We start from the raw sequence: 18,320 nt of genomic DNA, 5'->3' as shown, positions 1-18,320 counted from the left end.
TTCCTATTCTATACGCCTTATGCCTGTGCATCATTATTGTTTTTATCTTCTGGCCACTGGGCGTTTAAGTGATTAAAGGCACTGATGAGCTCATCAAGTTTCGCACGCTGCTTTTTTATCACCCTTGGCCTAAAGTACAACCAATTAATAGCCAACCACGTGAAAGTCATAAGGTAAGTAAAACATGCCCAGAATAGAGACATCATTAATGTGTATTCGATAAAATATAAAGACAAACCAATTGAGAGCATGGCAAAATAAAGAGAAAACATGGTGGTTTGCATAAACCTTTGTTTAACTACCAAAGCATTGAGATTTTGTATATACTCATGATTGGAGTCCGTGCTATCGATGGTTTTGAGATTTCTAGAGAATTTATTGTAAAATAAAAGATAAATCAACATGCCCAAAACGCAGATAACAATCCCAATTTTGGTTGTCACCAATTGAGGTTGAAAATAAAACCAAATAAAGAGAATAAACGCACAGGTAAGTAAAAGTATAATATTGGTAAAGGCTAGTTTACGCAGATTGGATTTTTTATACCGGCTTAATTTCTCTAGTAGTTCCTTGAAATCTGGTTGCTCACTTTTTTGTTGTTGCCATATGTTTTTCAAATCAATATTGGTTTCCATGGTCCTTAAATTTTTGCGTTAATTTTTCCTTTATTCTATGGATTTTCACCCGTACATTAACCTCTGAAAGTCCAACTATTTTAGCAATTTCAGATTGCTTGATCTCCTCTAATTCCAAGGAAATCACGATCCTATCAATTTCTTTTAGTTCTGAAATACATTTATAAAGAAATTGTATTTTCGGCTCTACAGAAACTAAAGTCTCCTGTTTTAGATCAATAGGAAGTGTGGTTTTTTTCATTCGATTCTCCACCTCTATATGACGTAAACAATTATTAGAAGCTATGCGAAATATCCACGTCCCAATATTGGATTCATTTCTAAATTTCGGGAGCTGTTTCCACACAATAATAAAAGTCTCCTGGGTTAAATCTTGGGCAAGACTATAATTGTTCACATATCCCATACAAACTCGAAATATCCGCTGCCAATATGTTTTATATAGTTTTTCAAAGTCCATTAATTCAAGCTTGTAAAATTGGTTAGTTGGTCAAGGTACCACTGGGGATCATCAAACATAATAAAATGTAGCCCTTTTTTAGCAAATTGAAGTTCCACAGTTTGAAGGTTTTTAAATTGATCATCGATGTTTCTTTTAAAATTCTCCATCCCAGGAGATAACATCACTAATACAGGACATTTGATGTTACCGATTTTTGTTCTTAAATCGGTATTTAAAAAATCGCAATACATCATGGCAAAAACATTCCGATCACAAGCCATTGTCCAAGAAAGGATTTCCTTTTGCTTGGTAGTATCTGTAACCATTCTAGGAATATTCGCTTTTTGCATTTGATAAAATTGCTCCTCTGATAGGGCAGTAATTTGGTTTACAATCTTAGAACAACTTGGGTTTTTTGAAGCTTTAAAATCAGGATTAGATAATGCTTGCAGGCTAGGAAGTCCATCTACAACAACGATTCGTTCAAGTAAATCGGGATAATCCGCAGCAATTTCCATCGCTAATACTCCGCCCATACTATGACCAACGAGTATTGGCTTTTCAATTGAATTGTCCTTTATGTAGCTTGCAATGGATGTTTTCCAATAGTTAAAAGTTGGGCTTCCTTGTGCTGGAACTCCTGCAAAACCAGCCATAGTAAGGGTATAACAACTAAAATCATTTTCAAAATTAGATATTGTCTGTTCCCACACCTTACCCGAGCATCCAAAGCCTGGAATGAAAATCATGGACTCAATCCCCTTCCCAGTCTTTAGAACCTCAAAAGGATATGTTTTGGTTTGACTAAAACCACTGCTGGTTGCCAAAATGGTGTAACATAATAATACAATAGAAATTCTCATAACCTAAATATTAAATGTGTTTAATTCAACTTTTAGATACGGGAATTCTTAAAATGTTACACTTAAAAAAAATAAATAGGAATTAAGACAACCTTCAGGGACTAGTTGTTCTGAGAGAAACTATGGGTTGCAAAAGTCCATAGTTCAGGAATAAAACCCTTTGAAGGAAAAATAAAAAACCTCCAGAAGAAGGTCGTGCAACGGAGCTTTCTAGAGGTGCTTGCCTTAAAATTAAGGCAAAAAAAAAGGGAGTCTAACCTCTCCCTTTTCCAACTTCAAAAATCTAATTTAAGATTACAAGCTAACTGTTTTGTAATAAGTGTTCCCTAAGTGGGTAACTTCTAATCTGTAAACTCTACGATCGTTAACAGAAGAGAAATCAAATCTTTTTCCTATGCTCTTTTTTCCCTGCAATATTTCTTGGTGTACTAATGAATTTGAAGTCTGATCAAAAACTTTGATATCGACAACAGATTCGTCAATGTTTAAAAGGTTTATACTAACAACATCACCATCTACTCTGAAATGAGGCTTGTAAGTTATTTCCTTTTTATCACTGTTAATTACAGTTTCGCTTTGAGTAACTACCACTGGGATGGTTTCTATTTTAGTAGCACTTTCTACTTTGAAATAGTAAGTTCCCTTTGGTAAATCTTTAAAGTTATATCGTTTAGTGCTTGTTGGTAACTCTTTGTATGAGTATTTGTATAAAACCACACCATTTGCGTCAACAAATGCGATATCAACTGGCTGAGAAGTTTTCTCTATAATAAGGTCAACCGTTCTGTCATCAACCTTTTTCACTTCCATGTCAAAATCTTTCGCGCTAACGGAGGCTAAAGTTGCAATACTCAACACTACAACTGCCAAACTTCTTTTAATTATGTTTTTCATTTCTTGCAATTTTAATAGTTGTTTTTTTCATTTTAACTACAGTACAAATATACCTCTGTAATGGGGCGTATACTACTTCCAAATTTTCCAGTTTATGTGCTATATTAACATGATTGCAATGTTAATTTAATGTTAAGGATAAAATAAGACATATTCTGGTTAAAATTTTGTATCTTGCAATTAGCTATAAATCGTGAATTTCACATTATAAACAACTGATTATATGAGTATTAAAAAACCAGCATTAGAGGTTATTAATCCAAGTTTCGGAAGTTCGTTCTCATTTATCAAGTTTAAAGAGAATCAAAATCAAAATACTTCGTATTGGCATTACCACCCTGAAATTGAATTAGTATATGTCAAAGGAGGAGCTGGAAAACGCCAAATTGGAAGCCATATCTCTTATTATACAGAAGGAGATTTGATTTTAATTGGATCAAATCTTCCACACTGTGGTTTTACCGATAAGTTTACTGGGAATGAAAATGAAGTAGTCATTCAGATGCTTCCTGATTTTTTAGGCACCCAGATGATGGACAAACCAGAGATGGCAAATATTAAATTACTTTTTAAACGCTGTAGAGGAGGATTGGCTTTTACGGGTAAGACCAAAGAGATCGTAGGTGAAAAGATTGAGGCTTTGGAAGGAATGAATAATTTCCAGCGACTTTTGGGATTTTTATCTATTCTTGAACAGCTTCAACATTCACCGGATTACCAAATATTAAACGCAGAAGGGTTTTCTCTTCAGGCGGATGTACAGGATAATGAACGAATCAATGTTGTTTTTAATTATGTAAAGACAAATTTTCAACGGCAGATTCCATTGGAAGAAATAGCAAATGTATCAGGGATGACCGTCCCTTCTTTCTGTAGGTACTTTAAACACATCACAGGTAAGACTTTTACTAACTTTGTCAATGAGTACCGTTTGGTGCACGCTTCTAAACTACTAGCAGAAAAACCAATCGGTATTACGGATATTTGTTTTGAAAGTGGATTCAACAACTTTTCGTATTTCAACAAATCTTTTAAAAAGTTTACAGGTAAGTCTCCTTCACAATACCGTAATGAGTTAAAGACGGTACTGGAAAATTAAAACCGGTAGTGGATAATTTTAAAACTACTACTGGTTTAATCATCTTTAGCTTTGATGCCTTTTTATAATAAGAAACACTTTACAGAATCTCATCAAGTAATTTAGCAAGTCGAAGTCCTCCTTTTTGGAGTTGTATTTTGACAGTATCAAAATGCTCGTACATATAGGTATACCCTAATTTCTCTCCTACCTCTACTGATTCATAGACCTGCTTTGCGATTTTTTGTGAATCAGCGACCCAGTCCAACAGATCTCCTTGGATGATAAATTCTTGTTGCTGCTTACTTAGAACAGGAAGGTTTTCACTTAACTCAGTAAAACTCATATCATAGGATTCGATCATATTGGTATCCCAAAGCCGATGTAGATTTGTACCTTTATTAAACCAGCGAACTTGGATATCATTCCCTCCTTTATCTTGGGCATAACCTACATGCATAGGCTGATGAAGGTCACCCACAAAATGAACTAATAATTTTAAGTAAAAGGCGCGCTGCTCTTTAGAGGCATTCTTATCTTGAACTACTTCAATACATTTTTGAATACCCGTTACTATATCTCCTTTTCTGTAGGGCTGATCATCACCATACTTTTTACCTGGAGCGATATTCACATAATGCCATGGCCCAAATTCTCTGTACCGCGGATCAGATTTAATATCATCCCCAAAGTTAGCCACTACCGCTAAACTTTGTCCATCAAGTATCTTATCAATCTTTTTTAAGGTGCTTTTTTTAATGTGTTGCTCGGCAACTTCACCTACGACTCTATGACCAGTCTTTCCCCAAAAAAAATCAGCAGCTGTCATTTGCTGCAAGCTCAACAATAGCACAAAAACTAATAAACGCATATCCTACTTTTTGGCAAAAATAAAGCTTTTAATTGAACCGTTGTTTGTTTAACAAAGATTTGCAATATTGTCTTAATGATGGTTCAAAGCTTCGTTTAAAAGTTATAGCATTAATAGCTAAAATGGTTGTATTTAATCTGTAACTATGACAGTCCAGTACTTTAAGGGGCTGCTAATTGTTAAATGTTCTTGTTCTTTCATATCTTTACAAAACATTTTAATGGAAAAATTATTCCACAAAAAAAGCCCTCTTTAAAGATCTAAACCCCATAACCTCAACGTATCAAAGAATGATGATAATATAACATAGATGTATTCTAGTAATAATAGACAACGCACATACACTTTAATTTTGATGATGTTTCTAAGTGTCAATCTTGGAATTAGTCAAATACCAGAACTTTTAAAAAAAGAAGTTCAGTATCGTGTTAAAAACCACATCAATCCATCAATTGCCGTAGGTTTAACAGATAGTACAGGTACACATTTCTACGTTCATGGATGGCGTGATCTTGAAAAACAAGTTAAGGCAGATCAACATACTTTATATGAAATTGGGTCCATCACCAAATCCTTTACAGGTTTACTTTTAGCTAAATATGTCGTGGAGGATAGTTTGAGTTTATCTCAAAAAGTGAATGAATTTTTACCTGATTCTATTGATCTTACAGACAAAAAAGGAAACCCAGTAACCCTTAAGAGTTTAGCTACCCATTCTTCTGGATTACCTAGACTTCCCTCTAATTTGGATTTATCTAATCAACTTAATCCTTATGCAGATTATGATCAATCTAAAATGTACAGCTTTCTCAGCCATCATATCCCAAGATCGGTAGGAGAAAATTTTGTGTATTCAAATCTTGGATTTGGGTTATTAGGAGATGTATTATCCACTTACAAGCAAATTGGATTTAGAACCTTAGTTCGGGATCAGATATTAAAACCGCTGCAACTCTCTGACACCTATTTTGATGTGAGCAGTGCTGAGAAACATCAATTAGCCAAAGGATATATAGGAACACAAAACGTTCCTCATTGGAACTTTAAAGTCATGGATGCAGCAGGGGGACTAAAAACCACTATCACTGATTTGCAACGGTTTGGAAAACAATTTTTGGAAACCTCATCGCCTTTTGCTAAAAGTAACAAGGTAGCCACCAAAAGCTATTTTACCGATAAAGATGGAAATCATTATGGGTTGGGTTGGTTTATCGATCAAGACGGGATCGTGTTTCACGGAGGTGGAACTGGAGGTTTTAGAACCTTTATTGCCATTGACCTTAACTCAAATAGAGTCATCAGCGTGATGACAAATTCAGGATCAAGCTCCATAGAAGACTTGGCAAAATATCTTATAAACCCCAAAGCATACCCTTTACAAATAGATAAAGAAGAGGTTGCTATATCCAAAGAACAATTACAGCCATACCAAGGCGAATATATCAATGATGGACTTGGGCTTAACTATAGCATCGTTCTAAAAGACGATCATCTTTATGCCAAACTCAATCAACAACCCGAATTTCCGATATTCTATCAAGGAGGTGAGAGCTTCATCTATAAGGTAGTTAAAGCTGAGGTGGTTTTTGAAAAGGATGAAAACAACACTGTGGTCGGCTTATTACTCAACCAAAACGGACAAGAAATTCAATTTGTCAAAACAAATCCCTAAAATAAATACATGTATAAAATTGCTTTTACTGATATTGACGGCACCTTACTTGGACCAGATCGTGAACTCACTCCTGCAACCATCGCTGCAGTAATTAAAATAAAAGATGAGATCCCTTTCATACTGGTCTCCTCTAGGATGCCACGTCAGATGTATCATTTGCAAAATGATCTTCAAGGTTTAGAACTACCTCTAATTGCTTACAACGGAGGTTATATTTCACATAAAAAAGAGGGATTGTTCTCTGTTGAAATTCCAATTGATATCTTGCAAAACATTGTGGATTACAATGAGAGCGATCCGAAAAATAAGGTTCACCTGAGTCTATTTCATGCCGATAACTGGTATGTGGAAGAAATGGATTATTGGGCTAAACGCGAAGAATCCAATACGAAGGCTAGCCCAGAGGTTAAATCCAACAGGGAGGTATTAGAGCTTTGGAAATCAACAAACCTTGGAGCACATAAGATTATGTGTATGGGTGATCAGGAAAAAATTCAAGGACTTTACAATTATCTTGAAGAAATCTTTTCAGATCAATTGCATTTGTACCGATCAAAGGACACCTATATTGAAATCGCCAATAAAGAAGTCTCAAAGCTAACAGGGATCAAAGAAGTACTTAATAAGTGTTATCCAGATATAACACTGTCAGAGACTGTTGCCTTTGGAGATAATTACAATGACATTGAAATGCTTCAAGGTGTAGGGCTTGGTGTAGCTGTTGCTAATGCTAGAGAAGAGGTTAAAAAAGTAGCAGATCAGATTACAAAACATCATAAAGAGGATGGTGTGGCCATAAGTCTACAAAGTATTTTTTAACTTTTATTTAAGAAACAAAGACACGTAATTTAGACCTATTACTTAAATTCTAGAATTTGAAAACACAATAATAATGAAAAAATTAATATTTTCCTTAGCTGCAGTTCTTGTATTGAGCTGTACGCCAAAAGTAAGTGACCTTGCAAGTGAATCTGCTATAATGGTGGATATCGACCTTATTAATGTCACAGATGACAAGGTAGTTGTCCAGGTTAATCCAGGTAGATTTACTAGTGAGACCGTCAATTTTTATATTCCAAAAACCGTTCCTGGGACCTATAGCAATGACAATTATGGGAAATTCATAGAAGATTTACAGGCACTTGATTACGATGACAATCCTTTAGCAATTGTTTCGGTGGATGAAAATACTTGGAAAATAGAGAACGCCACCCAACTTGATAAAATCACCTATAGTGTAAACGACTCCTTTGATACTGAAACACAATATGAGGATGCCGTATTCTCCCCTGCGGGTAGTAATATTGAAGAGGGCGAAAATTACTTTATGAACATGCATATGTTTGTGGGGTACTTTGACAATTTAGAAGAGCGTCCTTATCAAATTCGTATTGCTCATGAGCAAAGCATGAGCGGTAGTACTTCTTTAAAAAAGATAGAAACAACTTCTGATAATCCCAATACGGATACTTATATTGCCAACCGCTACTTTGAAGTGACTGATAATCCAATTATGTATTCTAGAGCGGATTCTGAGACCTTCTCTGTAAACGACATTACCGTGACCCTTTCTGTCTATTCACCTAACAAAGTATACTCTGCCCTTAGTATCAGCGAGGAAATGGAAGAAATGATGAAAGCTCAAAAAGCTTTTCTTGGGCCTATTAATTCTACTAATAGCTATCACATTCTACTTTTCTTAGGAAGTATGCAACCTGGAAGTCCAACAGGATTTGGAGCTTTGGAGCATCATACTAGTACCACCGTGGTATTGCCAGAGACCATGCCTAAGGAAGCACTTGTAAAAACAATGACCGACGTGGTCTCTCATGAGTTTTTCCATATTGTAACTCCTCTTACTGTTCATTCTGAAGAAATTCAAGACTTTGATTACAACGATCCTCAGATGTCTCAACACCTATGGATGTACGAAGGAGTTACCGAATATTTTGCCAATCTATTCCAGATCAACCAAGGTCTTATAGATAATCAGGACTTTTATGATCGTATGGGTGAAAAGATTGAAAATTCTAGAAATTACAACGACAGCACTTCTTTTACCAAGATCAGTAAAAATATTCTGGTTGAACCATATAAAAAAGAGTTTGCAAATGTTTATGAAAAAGGTGCTCTAATCGGTATGTGTTTAGATATCATCATAAGAGAACAAAGTCAGGGTGAAAAAGGCATTCTTTGGCTAATGAAGGAGCTATCCAATGAGTATGGGATGGACAAGCCGTTTAAGGATGATGAATTGTTTGATAAAATCGTCTCCTTGACCTACCCTGAGGTAAAAACCTTTATCGAAAAGCACATCAAAGGTGGTGAGCCAATTGATTATAACACTTTCTTTGAGAAAGTTGGTTTAGAATCCTCTACAGTTTTAGAACCTACCATGTTCTTTATACATGGACAGATCCCGTTTATTGATGTCAATCCACAAACCAAAGCCATTTTTGTTAGAAATACTACCTTAAATTCTAGTATGAATGCTCTTGGATTACAAAGTGGCGATATCATTAAAGAAGTCAATGGGACTGAGTTTACTTTAGAAAGTATCCAAAATGTAATCATGCAATCTATGGCTTGGCAAGCGGATTCTGAAATCAACCTTACCGTCGAGCGTGATGGTGAAGAGTTAGAACTCCATGGAACACTTGGCACTCCCGTAATAGAATCTGGAAAAATTCAAGAAACTAAAGATGCTACCCAGGTTCAAAAAGACTTAAGACATTCTTGGTTAAAGGAATAACACCTGTTAGAACACAAAATCAACACCCAGTATCCTAATAATAGTTTACTGGGTTTTTTGTATGGAATATATTTATCAGAACATGACACAAGATTCTATAACGGACAGTGCTACTATTGATGATGATAATTTGATCTAAACTATTTTATTAGAACGACTCTAAAAAAGATTGTAATCGATTAAATTCTAACACCTTGCAAACCATCTTAAGTATTTAGAATTTTTTTTATTCAATATTTTGTAACATTTTCAGCATTCGTTACGTATAATCCCTACACACCCATTGTATTTTATTTATAAATCAGTCAGAGAATAGATGAGACAGCTCAAAATTACCAAACAGGTTACAAACCGTGAAACCGCTTCATTAGATAAATATCTTCAGGAGATCGGTAAAGTAGATTTGATTACCGCTGATGAAGAGGTGGAATTAGCACAGCGTATTAAGGCTGGTGACCAAATTGCACTTGAAAAACTTACTAAAGCGAATTTACGTTTTGTGGTATCGGTTGCAAAACAATACCAAAACCAAGGTTTAACCCTACCCGATTTAATTAACGAGGGGAACCTTGGACTTATTAAAGCTGCGCAACGTTTTGATGAAACACGTGGTTTTAAGTTTATTTCCTATGCCGTATGGTGGATTCGTCAATCCATACTACAAGCACTTGCTGAACAATCTCGTATCGTAAGGCTTCCTTTAAATAAGATTGGTTCTATTAACAAGATTAATAAAACGTATGCTTTCTTAGAGCAAGCACATGAGCGTGTGCCTTCTGCAGAGGAAATTGCAAAGGAATTGGATATGTCTGTCAACGATGTGAAAGAGTCCATGAAAAACTCTGGTAGACACGTATCGATGGATGCACCACTTGTTGAAGGAGAAGATTCTAACCTTTACGATGTACTTCGTAGTGGGGAGTCTCCAAACCCTGATAAGGATCTATTACACGAATCACTTCGTACAGAAATTGAGCGTGCTTTAGAGACACTTACACCAAGAGAAGCGGATGTTATTCGCTTGTATTTTGGATTAGGAGATCAGCATCCAATGACTTTAGAGGAGATAGGAGAAACCTTTGATCTTACTCGTGAGCGTGTACGTCAAATTAAAGAAAAAGCGATCCGTAGGTTGAAACATACCTCAAGAAGCAAGATTCTCAAAACGTATTTGGGTTAATAATTGGGAAAAAAATTGTATTTTGACTGCTTTAAAGTTAAAAACGCAATTAAAATATAGAAGATAACAACAGTTTATCATAACTGTTCGTTTTTTGATTGATGAATGAACTCCGGCTGATTACCGGAGTTTTTCAATTTTAATCCTTAATGGAACCACGCCGCTGCTACGCTATGGGCTCCTTTATTTCAACTATTGGAATGTTACTAATAACCAGCCATCGATCTGATTCAAAAACAGAGACAATGGTTGAGAAGAATTTAAGATACTTACTCTCTAAAACAACTTTTGCAATAGCTATGTTCCCCATTTGCTCAAGTGACTCATAATGTATGGTCCTCGGACTTCCACCAAAGGTTTTCTTATCTACTAAATCTAAATACTCCGTTTTTGAGATTACATAAATTCCTTTTTCTTTAAAAAATCCGTCTTGAATATTCTGATAAGCTGGATGTACTACTTTATCAAGCAGCTCCTTATCATTGGTATCTCCGCCTTTAACAAAGGCTTCTATGGTTTGTTTGATCTGTTTCATAAGTTATTGGTTTAATAGATTTATTATTTCATTTTTTTTGGATCTCACCGTAGCTTGCACAGCTTTCTGATCAGCCGTGCTATCTATGGTAAAACAATGAACATCAGTAATTCCGATATAACTTAAAATACGTCTAAGGTGAATCTCTACCAAACTCTTTTCTTCTGCGTTTTGTCCACCCATTGAACAAATGATATAGGCCTTTTTATTATTTAAAAGACCAGGGGTACTACCTTGATAGGTATATGTTTTTTCGACCCTCACCACCAAATCAAAATAAGCTTTTAGTGCCGATGGAATTCCGAAATTATACATCGGTACAGTTAAAAGCAGTATATCAGTATTATACAATTCATCGATCAGTTTATCGGAGAGCTCAAGTAAATTGGTATGAAAAGGCTTCCCAAAAAAACCCTCAAGGGTTTCTTGGTTTAAATGATCGATCTCATTATCGACTAGGTCTCTACGCTTTATTGTAGAAGAAGGATTTTGCTTGGCCCATTGCTGGATAAAAAAATCCCCTAAGGATCTAGAATACGATCCCTCTTTGCGAAGGCTGCTGTCAATTCTCAGTATTGATGTGTTCATGAGTTTTCTTTTAATAAAGACAAACTCGCTTTTAAGAATGTGACGAAAATCACAAATTTTTAAGTTTTACTTGATCTACGATGGAATAAATATTTCGAATTTGTCCTTTTGTATCGATATCGAGAATTTGACAATTGTACAAGCTATAACCCTCCCAAAAGCAAATAGCAGGCTGATGATTTAGCGTATGGAAACTGAACGTTTTATTGAATAAGAACTGCTGCTGGATAAGGTTTAATAATTTAGCGGTATTCTTAACACCTATTTCAACTGCTTTAAATACCCGAACATTTCTACCACCATCGGCAGTAAGTTTTATATCCTCAATCAATAGGTCTTCTAAAGCTGCAATATTCCCTTGGCCTAGTACCTCTTGATACTTTTTTAAAACTTCGGATTGAACAGTTGTTTTCTCTGGAGAGATAAAATCCTTCTCTTTTATGGTTTTACTGGCCCTGGAAAATAACTGTCTAGAGTTATCGTGCGAAATCTCTAGTAATTCTGCTATTTCTTGGTGTGAATATTCAAAACCATTTTTTAGAATAAATACGGCTCTTTCTTTGGGCTTCAGATTCTCAAGTAGTACAAGCATAGTATAGCCAGCTGTTTGCTGCTTAATTAGGTTCGTATCGGCTTGGTCTAAGGAAATCGGTTCTGGAAGCCACTGTCCGAAGGTATCTTTTTTACTTTGTCTATTTTTAAAGTTTATTGAGTGATTGATAACGCTTTTAATCAAAAAATTAGATTCATCTCTTATAGTTGATTTATCTAAAGAGATATACTTCTCAATAATATCCTGTACTAAATCCTTGGCATCTTCATAGGATCCAACGATATTATAGGAATAGGTTAAAAGTTTGCGATAATGTTCTTGCATGGTTGTTTTAACTAATAGACAATTAAAGGGGGTGGTCTGTGACAAGAATGCTTACAAATATTTTAGTGACATTTCTCCAATTACCATAATGCAAGCAGCTCTATACACTGTCTTTTATACGCTTCTACTTGCTAAAATACAAAAAAGGACTTCTCATATCATTTTGCTCGATGCATTTTATTTTTTACTTTCCTATTGGATTTAGTCTTAAAGGACAAAAGGAATCCACGAATTATAGTAGTTTGTTTTTTATATAATATCTTTGTGTATAAATCACTTGCAAAAATGAATAAGAACATGATTGCTCCTTCGGTGTTGGCAGCCAACTTTGCCAACCTACAATTGGATATAGAAATGGTAAATTACAGTGAAGCAGACTGGTTTCACCTCGATGTGATGGACGGTATGTTTGTTCCCAATATTTCCTTTGGGATGCCAGTGATTGAAGCCATTGCTAAATATGCAAAAAAACCCCTGGACACCCACCTAATGATTCAGGCGCCTGATCGCTATGTCAAAGACTTTGCAAATCTTGGAGTGACGAACCTTACAGTACATTATGAAGCATGTGTTCACTTGCATCGCTGTGTGCAATCTATCAAAGATCATGGTATGACTGCTGGTGTGGCGTTAAACCCTCATACCCCTGTAAGTTTATTAAAAGATCTTATAAAAGATCTTGATCTGGTGTTACTCATGAGTGTGAATCCAGGTTTTGGTGGACAAAGTTTTATTCATCAAACCTATGCTAAAATTCAAGAATTAAAAGAATTAATACAAGCTAAGAACGCCAACTGCCTTATCGAGATTGACGGTGGGGTAAACGATAAAAATGCAGCTAAGCTGATCAGTTGTGGCGCAGATGTATTGGTGGCTGGTAGTTATATTTTTAAAAGTGAAAAGCCAATACAGACCATTTCAAATTTAAAATCGATAATTTCAAAATGATACAAAAGGAGCTGGTGATTGTTGGAGGCGGTCCTATTGGGATTGCTTGTGGATTGGAAGCTAAGAAAAAGGACTTAGATTATCTTATCATAGAAAAAGGAACCATTGTTAATTCGTTGTTTAATTACCCGTCAAATATGCAGTTTTTCTCCTCTTCAGAAAAGCTAGAAATTGACCAGATCCCCTTTATTAGCAAGGAAGCCAAGCCAAAGCGCAATGAAGCCTTAGAATACTACAGGCGTATTGTTACCTCCAATGATTTAAACATCCAACTCTTTGAAAAGGTTCAAAACATTGAAAAGAACGAGGAAGATCAGTTTATCATTAAGACCGACAAACAAACCTACAGCGCAAAATTTGTAATCATCTCCACTGGTTTTTATGATATTCCCAATACCATGGGCATTAAAGGAGAAGACTTACCTAAAGTAGCTCATTACTACAAAGACCCTCATTTTTATGCTATGCAAAAGCTAGCTGTAGTTGGGGCAAGTAATTCTGCAGTAGATGCAGCACTGGAATGTTATAGAAAGGGGGCTGATGTGACCATGATTGTAAGAGGACCTGAAATAGGCCGAAGGGTTAAATATTGGGTAAAACCTGATATTGAAAACAGAATTGAAGAAGGTAGCATTAAAGCCTATTTTAACAGTACCATCAAGGAAGTAAAATCGGATCAACTTGTTCTTAATACTCCCGATGGAGAAATACGCATTGAAAACGACTTTGTACTGGCCCTCACGGGTTACAAACCAAATTTTAGCTTTTTAGAAAAAATAGGGATTCAGCTTTCAGAGGATGGTAAATTCTACCCCCAATACGACCAAGAGACTATGGAAACAAATATCGAGAACCTGTTTCTAGCTGGGGTAATATGCGGTGGTATGGATACGCATCTTTGGTTTATTGAAAACTCAAGGATTCATGCAAAGATGATTATGGACAGTATTACTCACAAATTGAGTGCACAGATTAGGTAAACTCAAGTTCAAAATTTATCATTTGCTTTATGGTCTTAAATAGATCGGAAAACTCTTTTTGAAACATCTGTGGGCTTTCAATAAAATGCTCCAAGCACACGGCGAAGAATTCAAACTTGTTTGTAAAGGCGTAGCTTCGAAGGTATTTACTTTGCAATAATTGATTCCGGAAATCAGTCTGCTTTAATAGGCGATCTATTTTTCTTATGCCTTGACAAAACACGAGAGAACTATTATCATCCGATTGTATAGATCCAAAATAAAGCGCATGTGCAAATTCGTGTACGCCAAGATTTAAATTGTCGTTTTCATTACCAATACCTGCAACAAAATCAGGCCAAGAGAATACAATGGTTTTTAAAAAGGGATTGTACTCCCCTAGATGATAATCTTGGTTAAGAGATGAAAAGTAAGGCCCCGGATAGATAATTATTTTTTCTACCGATTCAATTAAGTAATTGCGCATTCCGAAGGAGAGCATCACTGCAACAGATGAAACTGTTACCTTAACGTCCCTACTAACCTCAAAACCGTCTAGACCTATAAACTCCTTATTTTTCATAAAGACACTCAACCGGTGCTTAAAGATTTGTTTCTTATATGCGTCCAACCTATTGTAAAAAGGAGAGTGATGGTAAAGGACTAATATATCGTCAGTGAATAAGTTCTTAAGGTGAAAATGATTGTATACCACTAAGGGTCTACCATAGATTTTTGTATAGGCGAAATCAGTGAGGTTATAACCCCAGTACGAAAACAAAAACACGGCTGGAACCGCTAGTAGTAATGATGTTAGCATGAGAATGAAAATACAACATTTTGTCCTAATAAAAAAGAGGTTTTCCTCAATAGTCTGCTCATTTTCAATTATTTCACCCGCAAAGGCTTGAGCTTACTGCATTGGATAATTTTGTAAAAAAGATTATTTTCTTCCTTCAAGGGTTTCTAAAATAGAACTTTATTAACCAAAAAATTGTAGTTCTATTCAAAACTGAGTTACTAATCTCCGCAAAATATGCGGAGATTAAACCCCGTATTCTCCGCATCCAAATATCAAGTTAATGTTTAAACAAAAAAATATCGCTCTTATTAATTAATCTAAGAGCGATATTTTTTATCGTATAATCTTAAAAATGCAATGATCCCATGAATACGAGCTTACATTTTAAAGAGATTGATCAATCTAAAAATTCTAATTTATCCCAATCTATCTCCTTCGATTGATAGTAGTTAATATCCATCAATTCAAACCTGTGATGTTGTTTTGCGAGTCTTTCTTTGTAGGTATCCCAATTTCTTAATGAGTCTTGGGACCATCCAATTTCAGCGTAACCTAATATTCGTGGAAACATCAAATATTCCACATCCCTCATTGAGGTCAGTGTTTCACCCCATAAAGGTGCTTCTACTCCGTATATATCATCTCGATCAATACCTTCAACTAAGCTTGCTGGATCCCAGTCGTAGCCTGTTTCTACATTGATTAGTCCTGCCCAATTAAGACCAATCGGAGTCAGTGTATCGTACTTCATATCCATATAGGCTTTGGCAGCTTTAGAGACAATTAGTTTATTACCTTGCTTAACGGCAGCTTTAGCGTTTTCATCCTTAGCCCAAAACTGCACTAAGGTTTCATCCAAGAGTTCGGCATTGCTGATTTCATCCCAGCCGATTGCTTTTTTGCCATGATCCTTAGCTATTTGTTGTGCTTTTTCCATAAAGAAAATAAAATCTTCTGGCTCTGTAGAATGAGACTCATCACCACCTATATGGATGTACTCTCCTGGGGTAAGTGCTGCGAGTTCTCTAATGACATCGTCGATAAATTCATAGGTAATGTCTTTATCGATACACAGGGTACTAAATCCAACTTCGATTCCTGTATAAGGCTCCGTAGCCTTACCATCACAGTTTAGTTCTGGATAAGAAGCTAGAGCAGAATTAGTATGTCCTGGCATATCAATTTCTGGAACAATGTTTATGTATCGCTGCGCAGCGTATTGTACAATTTCTGTGTACTGCTCTTGAGTGTAGAATCCACCTTCTCCTCCACCGACTTGAGTGCTTGCTCCAATTCCGGTGAGTTCAGGCCAAGATTTTATTTCAATACGCCATCCTTGATCATCGGTTAGATGTATGTGAAGATTATTCATCTTATAGGCTGCGATATAGTCGATGTATTTCTTTACATCGTCAACACTAAAAAAGTGTCTTGCAACATCTAACATTGCAGCTCTATATTCATACAGCGGGTAATCCGTAATTTCTACCGCTGGGATCAACCAATCTATTGGTGACTCTTCATTGGCTACGATGGCCGAAGGCAGTAACTGTACCACTGTTTGCAGACCTCTATAAATCCCTGCCGGTGTACTGGCTTGCAACACTAATTTATCAGCTGAGACCTTAAGAGCATACCCTTCTTTTTGCGAAACCTGGTCGGATAATTTAATAACGACACCTTCAGATGGCTCTGAAGATGGTAGGGCATTTACTTTTAGATTAAATCCTGTTGCAGTTACCAGTTTATCCATAAATTCAACAGTTGTCTTTTGCAAGGTATCTTGAATATAAAACTGCGTATTGGAAGTAATCTGAAAAGTTCCTTCCAAGGCCTGTACGGACACTGGAGTGGGAATTAAGCTTCTTTCTTCCAAGCTTGCCTGAGGGGTGGGTTTAGCACAACTATAAACACATAGTGTTATAGCAGCAATACACCAAATTTTGAAATCAAAAGCAAGGTGATTCTTTAAATTAATTTTCAATTGTTTCATTTTGAGTTGTTAGTTTAGCTAATTTAAAATCTAAACACCGAGCTCTTTACCTACTTTTAGAAGTAAGTCTCTAGTTTTTATGATTCCTTCTTCCTCCGATAGAACACTCCCTTCATATTCAATCCCTACGAATCCTCTGTATCCTGAATCTTTGACCATTTTCATAACCCTCATATAATCAATATTAGTTTCATTACCTTGATCATCAAAATTATGTGATTTTGCACTGATAGCTTTGGCATAAGGGAGCATTTCTTCTATTCCCTGGTAACGTGGATATTCTTTTGCACAACTATAATTCTCACCGTACTCAATACAGAAATTTCCAAAATCAGGAAGAGTTCCGCAATTCTCCAAATTCACCTCTTGCATAACACCAGCAAGCCATGCTCCGTTAGAGGAGAATCCACCATGATTTTCTACTAAAATTTCAATATTAGCATCTTTAGCAAATTCAGAAAGCGTGGTAAGGGAATCTGCCCCTGCTTTGGCTGCTGCTTCCATTTCTTTACCACCTCCTAAGTTTACTCGAATCGCATGGCATCCTAAGAAATTAGCTGCTTCAACCCACTTATAGTGATTTTCAATTGCCTGTAGACGCTTTTTGGCATCTGCATCCGCTAGATTACCTTCTCCATCAATCATGACAAGGACATTTTGTAATCCTTCAGCAGCTGCGCGTTCGTTCATTGTGGTTAAGTAAGCTTTATCCTTAGCCTTATCTGCAAAAAACTGGTTGACATACTCAAGTCCTTCACAACCTAATTCTCTAGCTTTAGTTGCAAAATCCAAATTATCCATTTTTCCTGCATTCAACGCTCTGTGGAAGGACCACTGTGCTAATGAAATTTGAAAAAACATAGCTGCATCTTCGGCTTTTACCTGCGCAGGATCTAAATTATTCTCAGCTCCTGAAGCAGCTGCTTTTTTTGAATCTCCCTTACAGGCAAGTGTACCCATAAAGGCTAGCGCCAAACTAGAGGTCGCTGCTCTGTTGACAAACTGTCTTCTTTTCATTTTTAAAGTGTTAGATTAGTAAATCGATTGATTATCGCACATGATTGAAACAATAATCTTAAATAGTAAATGGTAAAACTATCATTTTTACAACAAATTAACAAATTTGACTAACCCGAAATTACAGATAACTACAACTATTTGAATGGGATAACCCTCAAGGTGATCTGCCATGTAATGCATTACTCTTCACACCTGATATGAAGAAGCT

At 36.0% G+C, this 18,320-nt stretch carries 18 protein-coding genes; 7 read left to right on the top strand and 11 right to left on the bottom strand.

Annotated features, from left to right (window positions below):
- Window positions 1-17: 17 nt before the first annotated feature.
- The 4 genes from I215_RS08300 to I215_RS08285 form a co-directional block, all read right to left on the bottom strand.
- A complete protein-coding gene (locus tag I215_RS08300) occupies window positions 18-635 on the bottom strand; it encodes a hypothetical protein (RefSeq protein ID WP_008991518.1) in 618 nt (205 codons plus the stop codon).
- The gene (locus tag I215_RS08295) at window positions 619-1,095 is read right to left on the bottom strand and encodes an RNA polymerase sigma factor (protein WP_008991517.1); all 477 of its coding nucleotides are present in this window, start codon (window positions 1,093-1,095) and stop codon (window positions 619-621) included. Before I215_RS08295 ends, I215_RS08300 begins: the two co-directional genes overlap by 17 nt.
- Window positions 1,095-1,940 (bottom strand): alpha/beta fold hydrolase, encoded by an 846-nt coding sequence (locus tag I215_RS08290; protein WP_008991516.1) that lies wholly within the window; start codon window positions 1,938-1,940, stop codon window positions 1,095-1,097. Before I215_RS08290 ends, I215_RS08295 begins: the two co-directional genes overlap by 1 nt.
- A 294-nt stretch (window positions 1,941-2,234) precedes the next feature.
- Window positions 2,235-2,834 carry a hypothetical protein gene (locus I215_RS08285; RefSeq protein ID WP_008991515.1) on the bottom strand — a complete coding sequence of 200 codons (600 nt, stop codon included), beginning with the start codon at window positions 2,832-2,834 and terminating at the stop codon, window positions 2,235-2,237.
- A gap of 223 nt (window positions 2,835-3,057) precedes the next feature.
- Between I215_RS08285 and I215_RS08280 the strand changes: the two genes are divergently transcribed.
- A complete protein-coding gene (locus tag I215_RS08280; RefSeq protein ID WP_008991514.1) occupies window positions 3,058-3,933 on the top strand; it encodes an AraC family transcriptional regulator in 876 nt (291 codons plus the stop codon).
- 79 nt (window positions 3,934-4,012) lie between these two features.
- Here the strand turns inward: I215_RS08280 and I215_RS08275 are convergent, their stop codons facing one another.
- Window positions 4,013-4,783 (bottom strand): S1/P1 nuclease, encoded by a 771-nt coding sequence (locus tag I215_RS08275; RefSeq protein ID WP_008991513.1) that lies wholly within the window; start codon window positions 4,781-4,783, stop codon window positions 4,013-4,015.
- Window positions 4,784-5,138: 355 nt separating this feature from the next.
- Between I215_RS08275 and I215_RS08270 the strand changes: the two genes are divergently transcribed.
- The 4 genes from I215_RS08270 (at window position 5,139) to I215_RS08255 (ending at window position 10,390) form a co-directional block, all read left to right on the top strand.
- Window positions 5,139-6,455 carry a serine hydrolase domain-containing protein gene (locus tag I215_RS08270; RefSeq protein ID WP_008991512.1) on the top strand — a complete coding sequence of 439 codons (1,317 nt, stop codon included), beginning with the start codon at window positions 5,139-5,141 and terminating at the stop codon, window positions 6,453-6,455.
- Between the two features lie 9 nt (window positions 6,456-6,464).
- Entirely contained in the window at window positions 6,465-7,277 is an 813-nt protein-coding gene (locus tag I215_RS08265) for a Cof-type HAD-IIB family hydrolase (RefSeq protein WP_008991511.1), read from the top strand.
- A 73-nt stretch (window positions 7,278-7,350) separates the two neighbouring features.
- The gene (locus I215_RS08260) at window positions 7,351-9,210 is read left to right on the top strand and encodes a M61 family metallopeptidase (RefSeq protein ID WP_008991510.1); all 1,860 of its coding nucleotides are present in this window, start codon (window positions 7,351-7,353) and stop codon (window positions 9,208-9,210) included.
- 316 nt (window positions 9,211-9,526) lie between these two features.
- The gene (locus I215_RS08255; protein ID WP_008991509.1) at window positions 9,527-10,390 is read left to right on the top strand and encodes a sigma-70 family RNA polymerase sigma factor; all 864 of its coding nucleotides are present in this window, start codon (window positions 9,527-9,529) and stop codon (window positions 10,388-10,390) included.
- Window positions 10,391-10,556: 166 nt separating this feature from the next.
- Here the strand turns inward: I215_RS08255 and I215_RS08250 are convergent, their stop codons facing one another.
- Genes I215_RS08250 through I215_RS08240 form a run of 3 tightly spaced genes read right to left on the bottom strand, consistent with a single transcriptional unit; the run spans window position 10,557 to window position 12,390 of the window.
- The gene (locus tag I215_RS08250) at window positions 10,557-10,925 is read right to left on the bottom strand and encodes a nuclear transport factor 2 family protein (RefSeq protein WP_008991508.1); all 369 of its coding nucleotides are present in this window, start codon (window positions 10,923-10,925) and stop codon (window positions 10,557-10,559) included.
- 3 nt (window positions 10,926-10,928) lie between these two features.
- A complete protein-coding gene (locus tag I215_RS08245; RefSeq protein ID WP_008991507.1) occupies window positions 10,929-11,513 on the bottom strand; it encodes an FMN-dependent NADH-azoreductase in 585 nt (194 codons plus the stop codon).
- Window positions 11,514-11,562: 49 nt separating this feature from the next.
- A complete protein-coding gene (locus I215_RS08240) occupies window positions 11,563-12,390 on the bottom strand; it encodes a sigma-70 family RNA polymerase sigma factor (RefSeq protein ID WP_008991506.1) in 828 nt (275 codons plus the stop codon).
- Window positions 12,391-12,675: 285 nt separating this feature from the next.
- Here I215_RS08240 and rpe point away from each other — a divergent pair, with 285 nt between their 5' ends.
- Window positions 12,676-13,338 (top strand): ribulose-phosphate 3-epimerase, encoded by a 663-nt coding sequence (gene rpe / locus I215_RS08230; RefSeq protein WP_008991504.1) that lies wholly within the window; start codon window positions 12,676-12,678, stop codon window positions 13,336-13,338.
- A complete protein-coding gene (locus tag I215_RS08225) occupies window positions 13,335-14,318 on the top strand; it encodes a YpdA family putative bacillithiol disulfide reductase (protein ID WP_008991503.1) in 984 nt (327 codons plus the stop codon). The genes rpe and I215_RS08225 overlap by 4 nt, the downstream gene beginning before the upstream one ends.
- Here I215_RS08225 and I215_RS08220 read toward each other — a convergent pair.
- From I215_RS08220 to I215_RS08210, 3 genes are all read right to left on the bottom strand, one after another.
- A complete protein-coding gene (locus I215_RS08220; protein WP_083852492.1) occupies window positions 14,311-15,117 on the bottom strand; it encodes a zinc-dependent peptidase in 807 nt (268 codons plus the stop codon). The genes I215_RS08225 and I215_RS08220 overlap by 8 nt on opposite strands.
- A 379-nt stretch (window positions 15,118-15,496) precedes the next feature.
- Window positions 15,497-17,092: a beta-N-acetylhexosaminidase gene (locus I215_RS08215; protein WP_008991501.1), complete on the bottom strand. Its 1,596-nt coding sequence runs from the start codon at window positions 17,090-17,092 to the stop codon at window positions 15,497-15,499.
- A 30-nt stretch (window positions 17,093-17,122) separates the two neighbouring features.
- Window positions 17,123-18,109, bottom strand: a complete 987-nt coding sequence (locus I215_RS08210) for a sugar phosphate isomerase/epimerase family protein (RefSeq protein WP_008991500.1) — start codon at window positions 18,107-18,109, stop codon at window positions 17,123-17,125.
- Between the last annotated feature and the right edge of the window lie 211 nt (window positions 18,110-18,320).

Source organism: Galbibacter marinus, from assembly GCF_000300875.1.
Taxonomy (GTDB): domain Bacteria; phylum Bacteroidota; class Bacteroidia; order Flavobacteriales; family Flavobacteriaceae; genus Galbibacter; species Galbibacter marinus.
The sequence above is the reverse complement of the archived record's forward strand: the minus strand, read 5'-3'. Positions and strand labels throughout refer to the sequence as shown.

What these genes read in the sequence shown, in the direction of transcription:
- I215_RS08300 (WP_008991518.1), bottom strand. Translation starts at nt 635, where the DNA reads ATGGAAACCAATATTGATTTGAAAAACATATGGCAACAACAAAAAAGT.
- I215_RS08295 (WP_008991517.1), bottom strand. Translation starts at nt 1,095, where the DNA reads ATGGACTTTGAAAAACTATATAAAACATATTGGCAGCGGATATTTCGA.
- I215_RS08290 (WP_008991516.1), bottom strand. Translation starts at nt 1,940, where the DNA reads ATGAGAATTTCTATTGTATTATTATGTTACACCATTTTGGCAACCAGC.
- I215_RS08285 (WP_008991515.1), bottom strand. Translation starts at nt 2,834, where the DNA reads ATGAAAAACATAATTAAAAGAAGTTTGGCAGTTGTAGTGTTGAGTATT.
- I215_RS08280 (WP_008991514.1), top strand. Translation starts at nt 3,058, where the DNA reads ATGAGTATTAAAAAACCAGCATTAGAGGTTATTAATCCAAGTTTCGGA.
- I215_RS08275 (WP_008991513.1), bottom strand. Translation starts at nt 4,783, where the DNA reads ATGCGTTTATTAGTTTTTGTGCTATTGTTGAGCTTGCAGCAAATGACA.
- I215_RS08270 (WP_008991512.1), top strand. Translation starts at nt 5,139, where the DNA reads ATGATGTTTCTAAGTGTCAATCTTGGAATTAGTCAAATACCAGAACTT.
- I215_RS08265 (WP_008991511.1), top strand. Translation starts at nt 6,465, where the DNA reads ATGTATAAAATTGCTTTTACTGATATTGACGGCACCTTACTTGGACCA.
- I215_RS08260 (WP_008991510.1), top strand. Translation starts at nt 7,351, where the DNA reads ATGAAAAAATTAATATTTTCCTTAGCTGCAGTTCTTGTATTGAGCTGT.
- I215_RS08255 (WP_008991509.1), top strand. Translation starts at nt 9,527, where the DNA reads ATGAGACAGCTCAAAATTACCAAACAGGTTACAAACCGTGAAACCGCT.
- I215_RS08250 (WP_008991508.1), bottom strand. Translation starts at nt 10,925, where the DNA reads ATGAAACAGATCAAACAAACCATAGAAGCCTTTGTTAAAGGCGGAGAT.
- I215_RS08245 (WP_008991507.1), bottom strand. Translation starts at nt 11,513, where the DNA reads ATGAACACATCAATACTGAGAATTGACAGCAGCCTTCGCAAAGAGGGA.
- I215_RS08240 (WP_008991506.1), bottom strand. Translation starts at nt 12,390, where the DNA reads ATGCAAGAACATTATCGCAAACTTTTAACCTATTCCTATAATATCGTT.
- rpe (WP_008991504.1), top strand. Translation starts at nt 12,676, where the DNA reads ATGAATAAGAACATGATTGCTCCTTCGGTGTTGGCAGCCAACTTTGCC.
- I215_RS08225 (WP_008991503.1), top strand. Translation starts at nt 13,335, where the DNA reads ATGATACAAAAGGAGCTGGTGATTGTTGGAGGCGGTCCTATTGGGATT.
- I215_RS08220 (WP_083852492.1), bottom strand. Translation starts at nt 15,117, where the DNA reads ATGCTAACATCATTACTACTAGCGGTTCCAGCCGTGTTTTTGTTTTCG.
- I215_RS08215 (WP_008991501.1), bottom strand. Translation starts at nt 17,092, where the DNA reads ATGAAACAATTGAAAATTAATTTAAAGAATCACCTTGCTTTTGATTTC.
- I215_RS08210 (WP_008991500.1), bottom strand. Translation starts at nt 18,109, where the DNA reads ATGAAAAGAAGACAGTTTGTCAACAGAGCAGCGACCTCTAGTTTGGCG.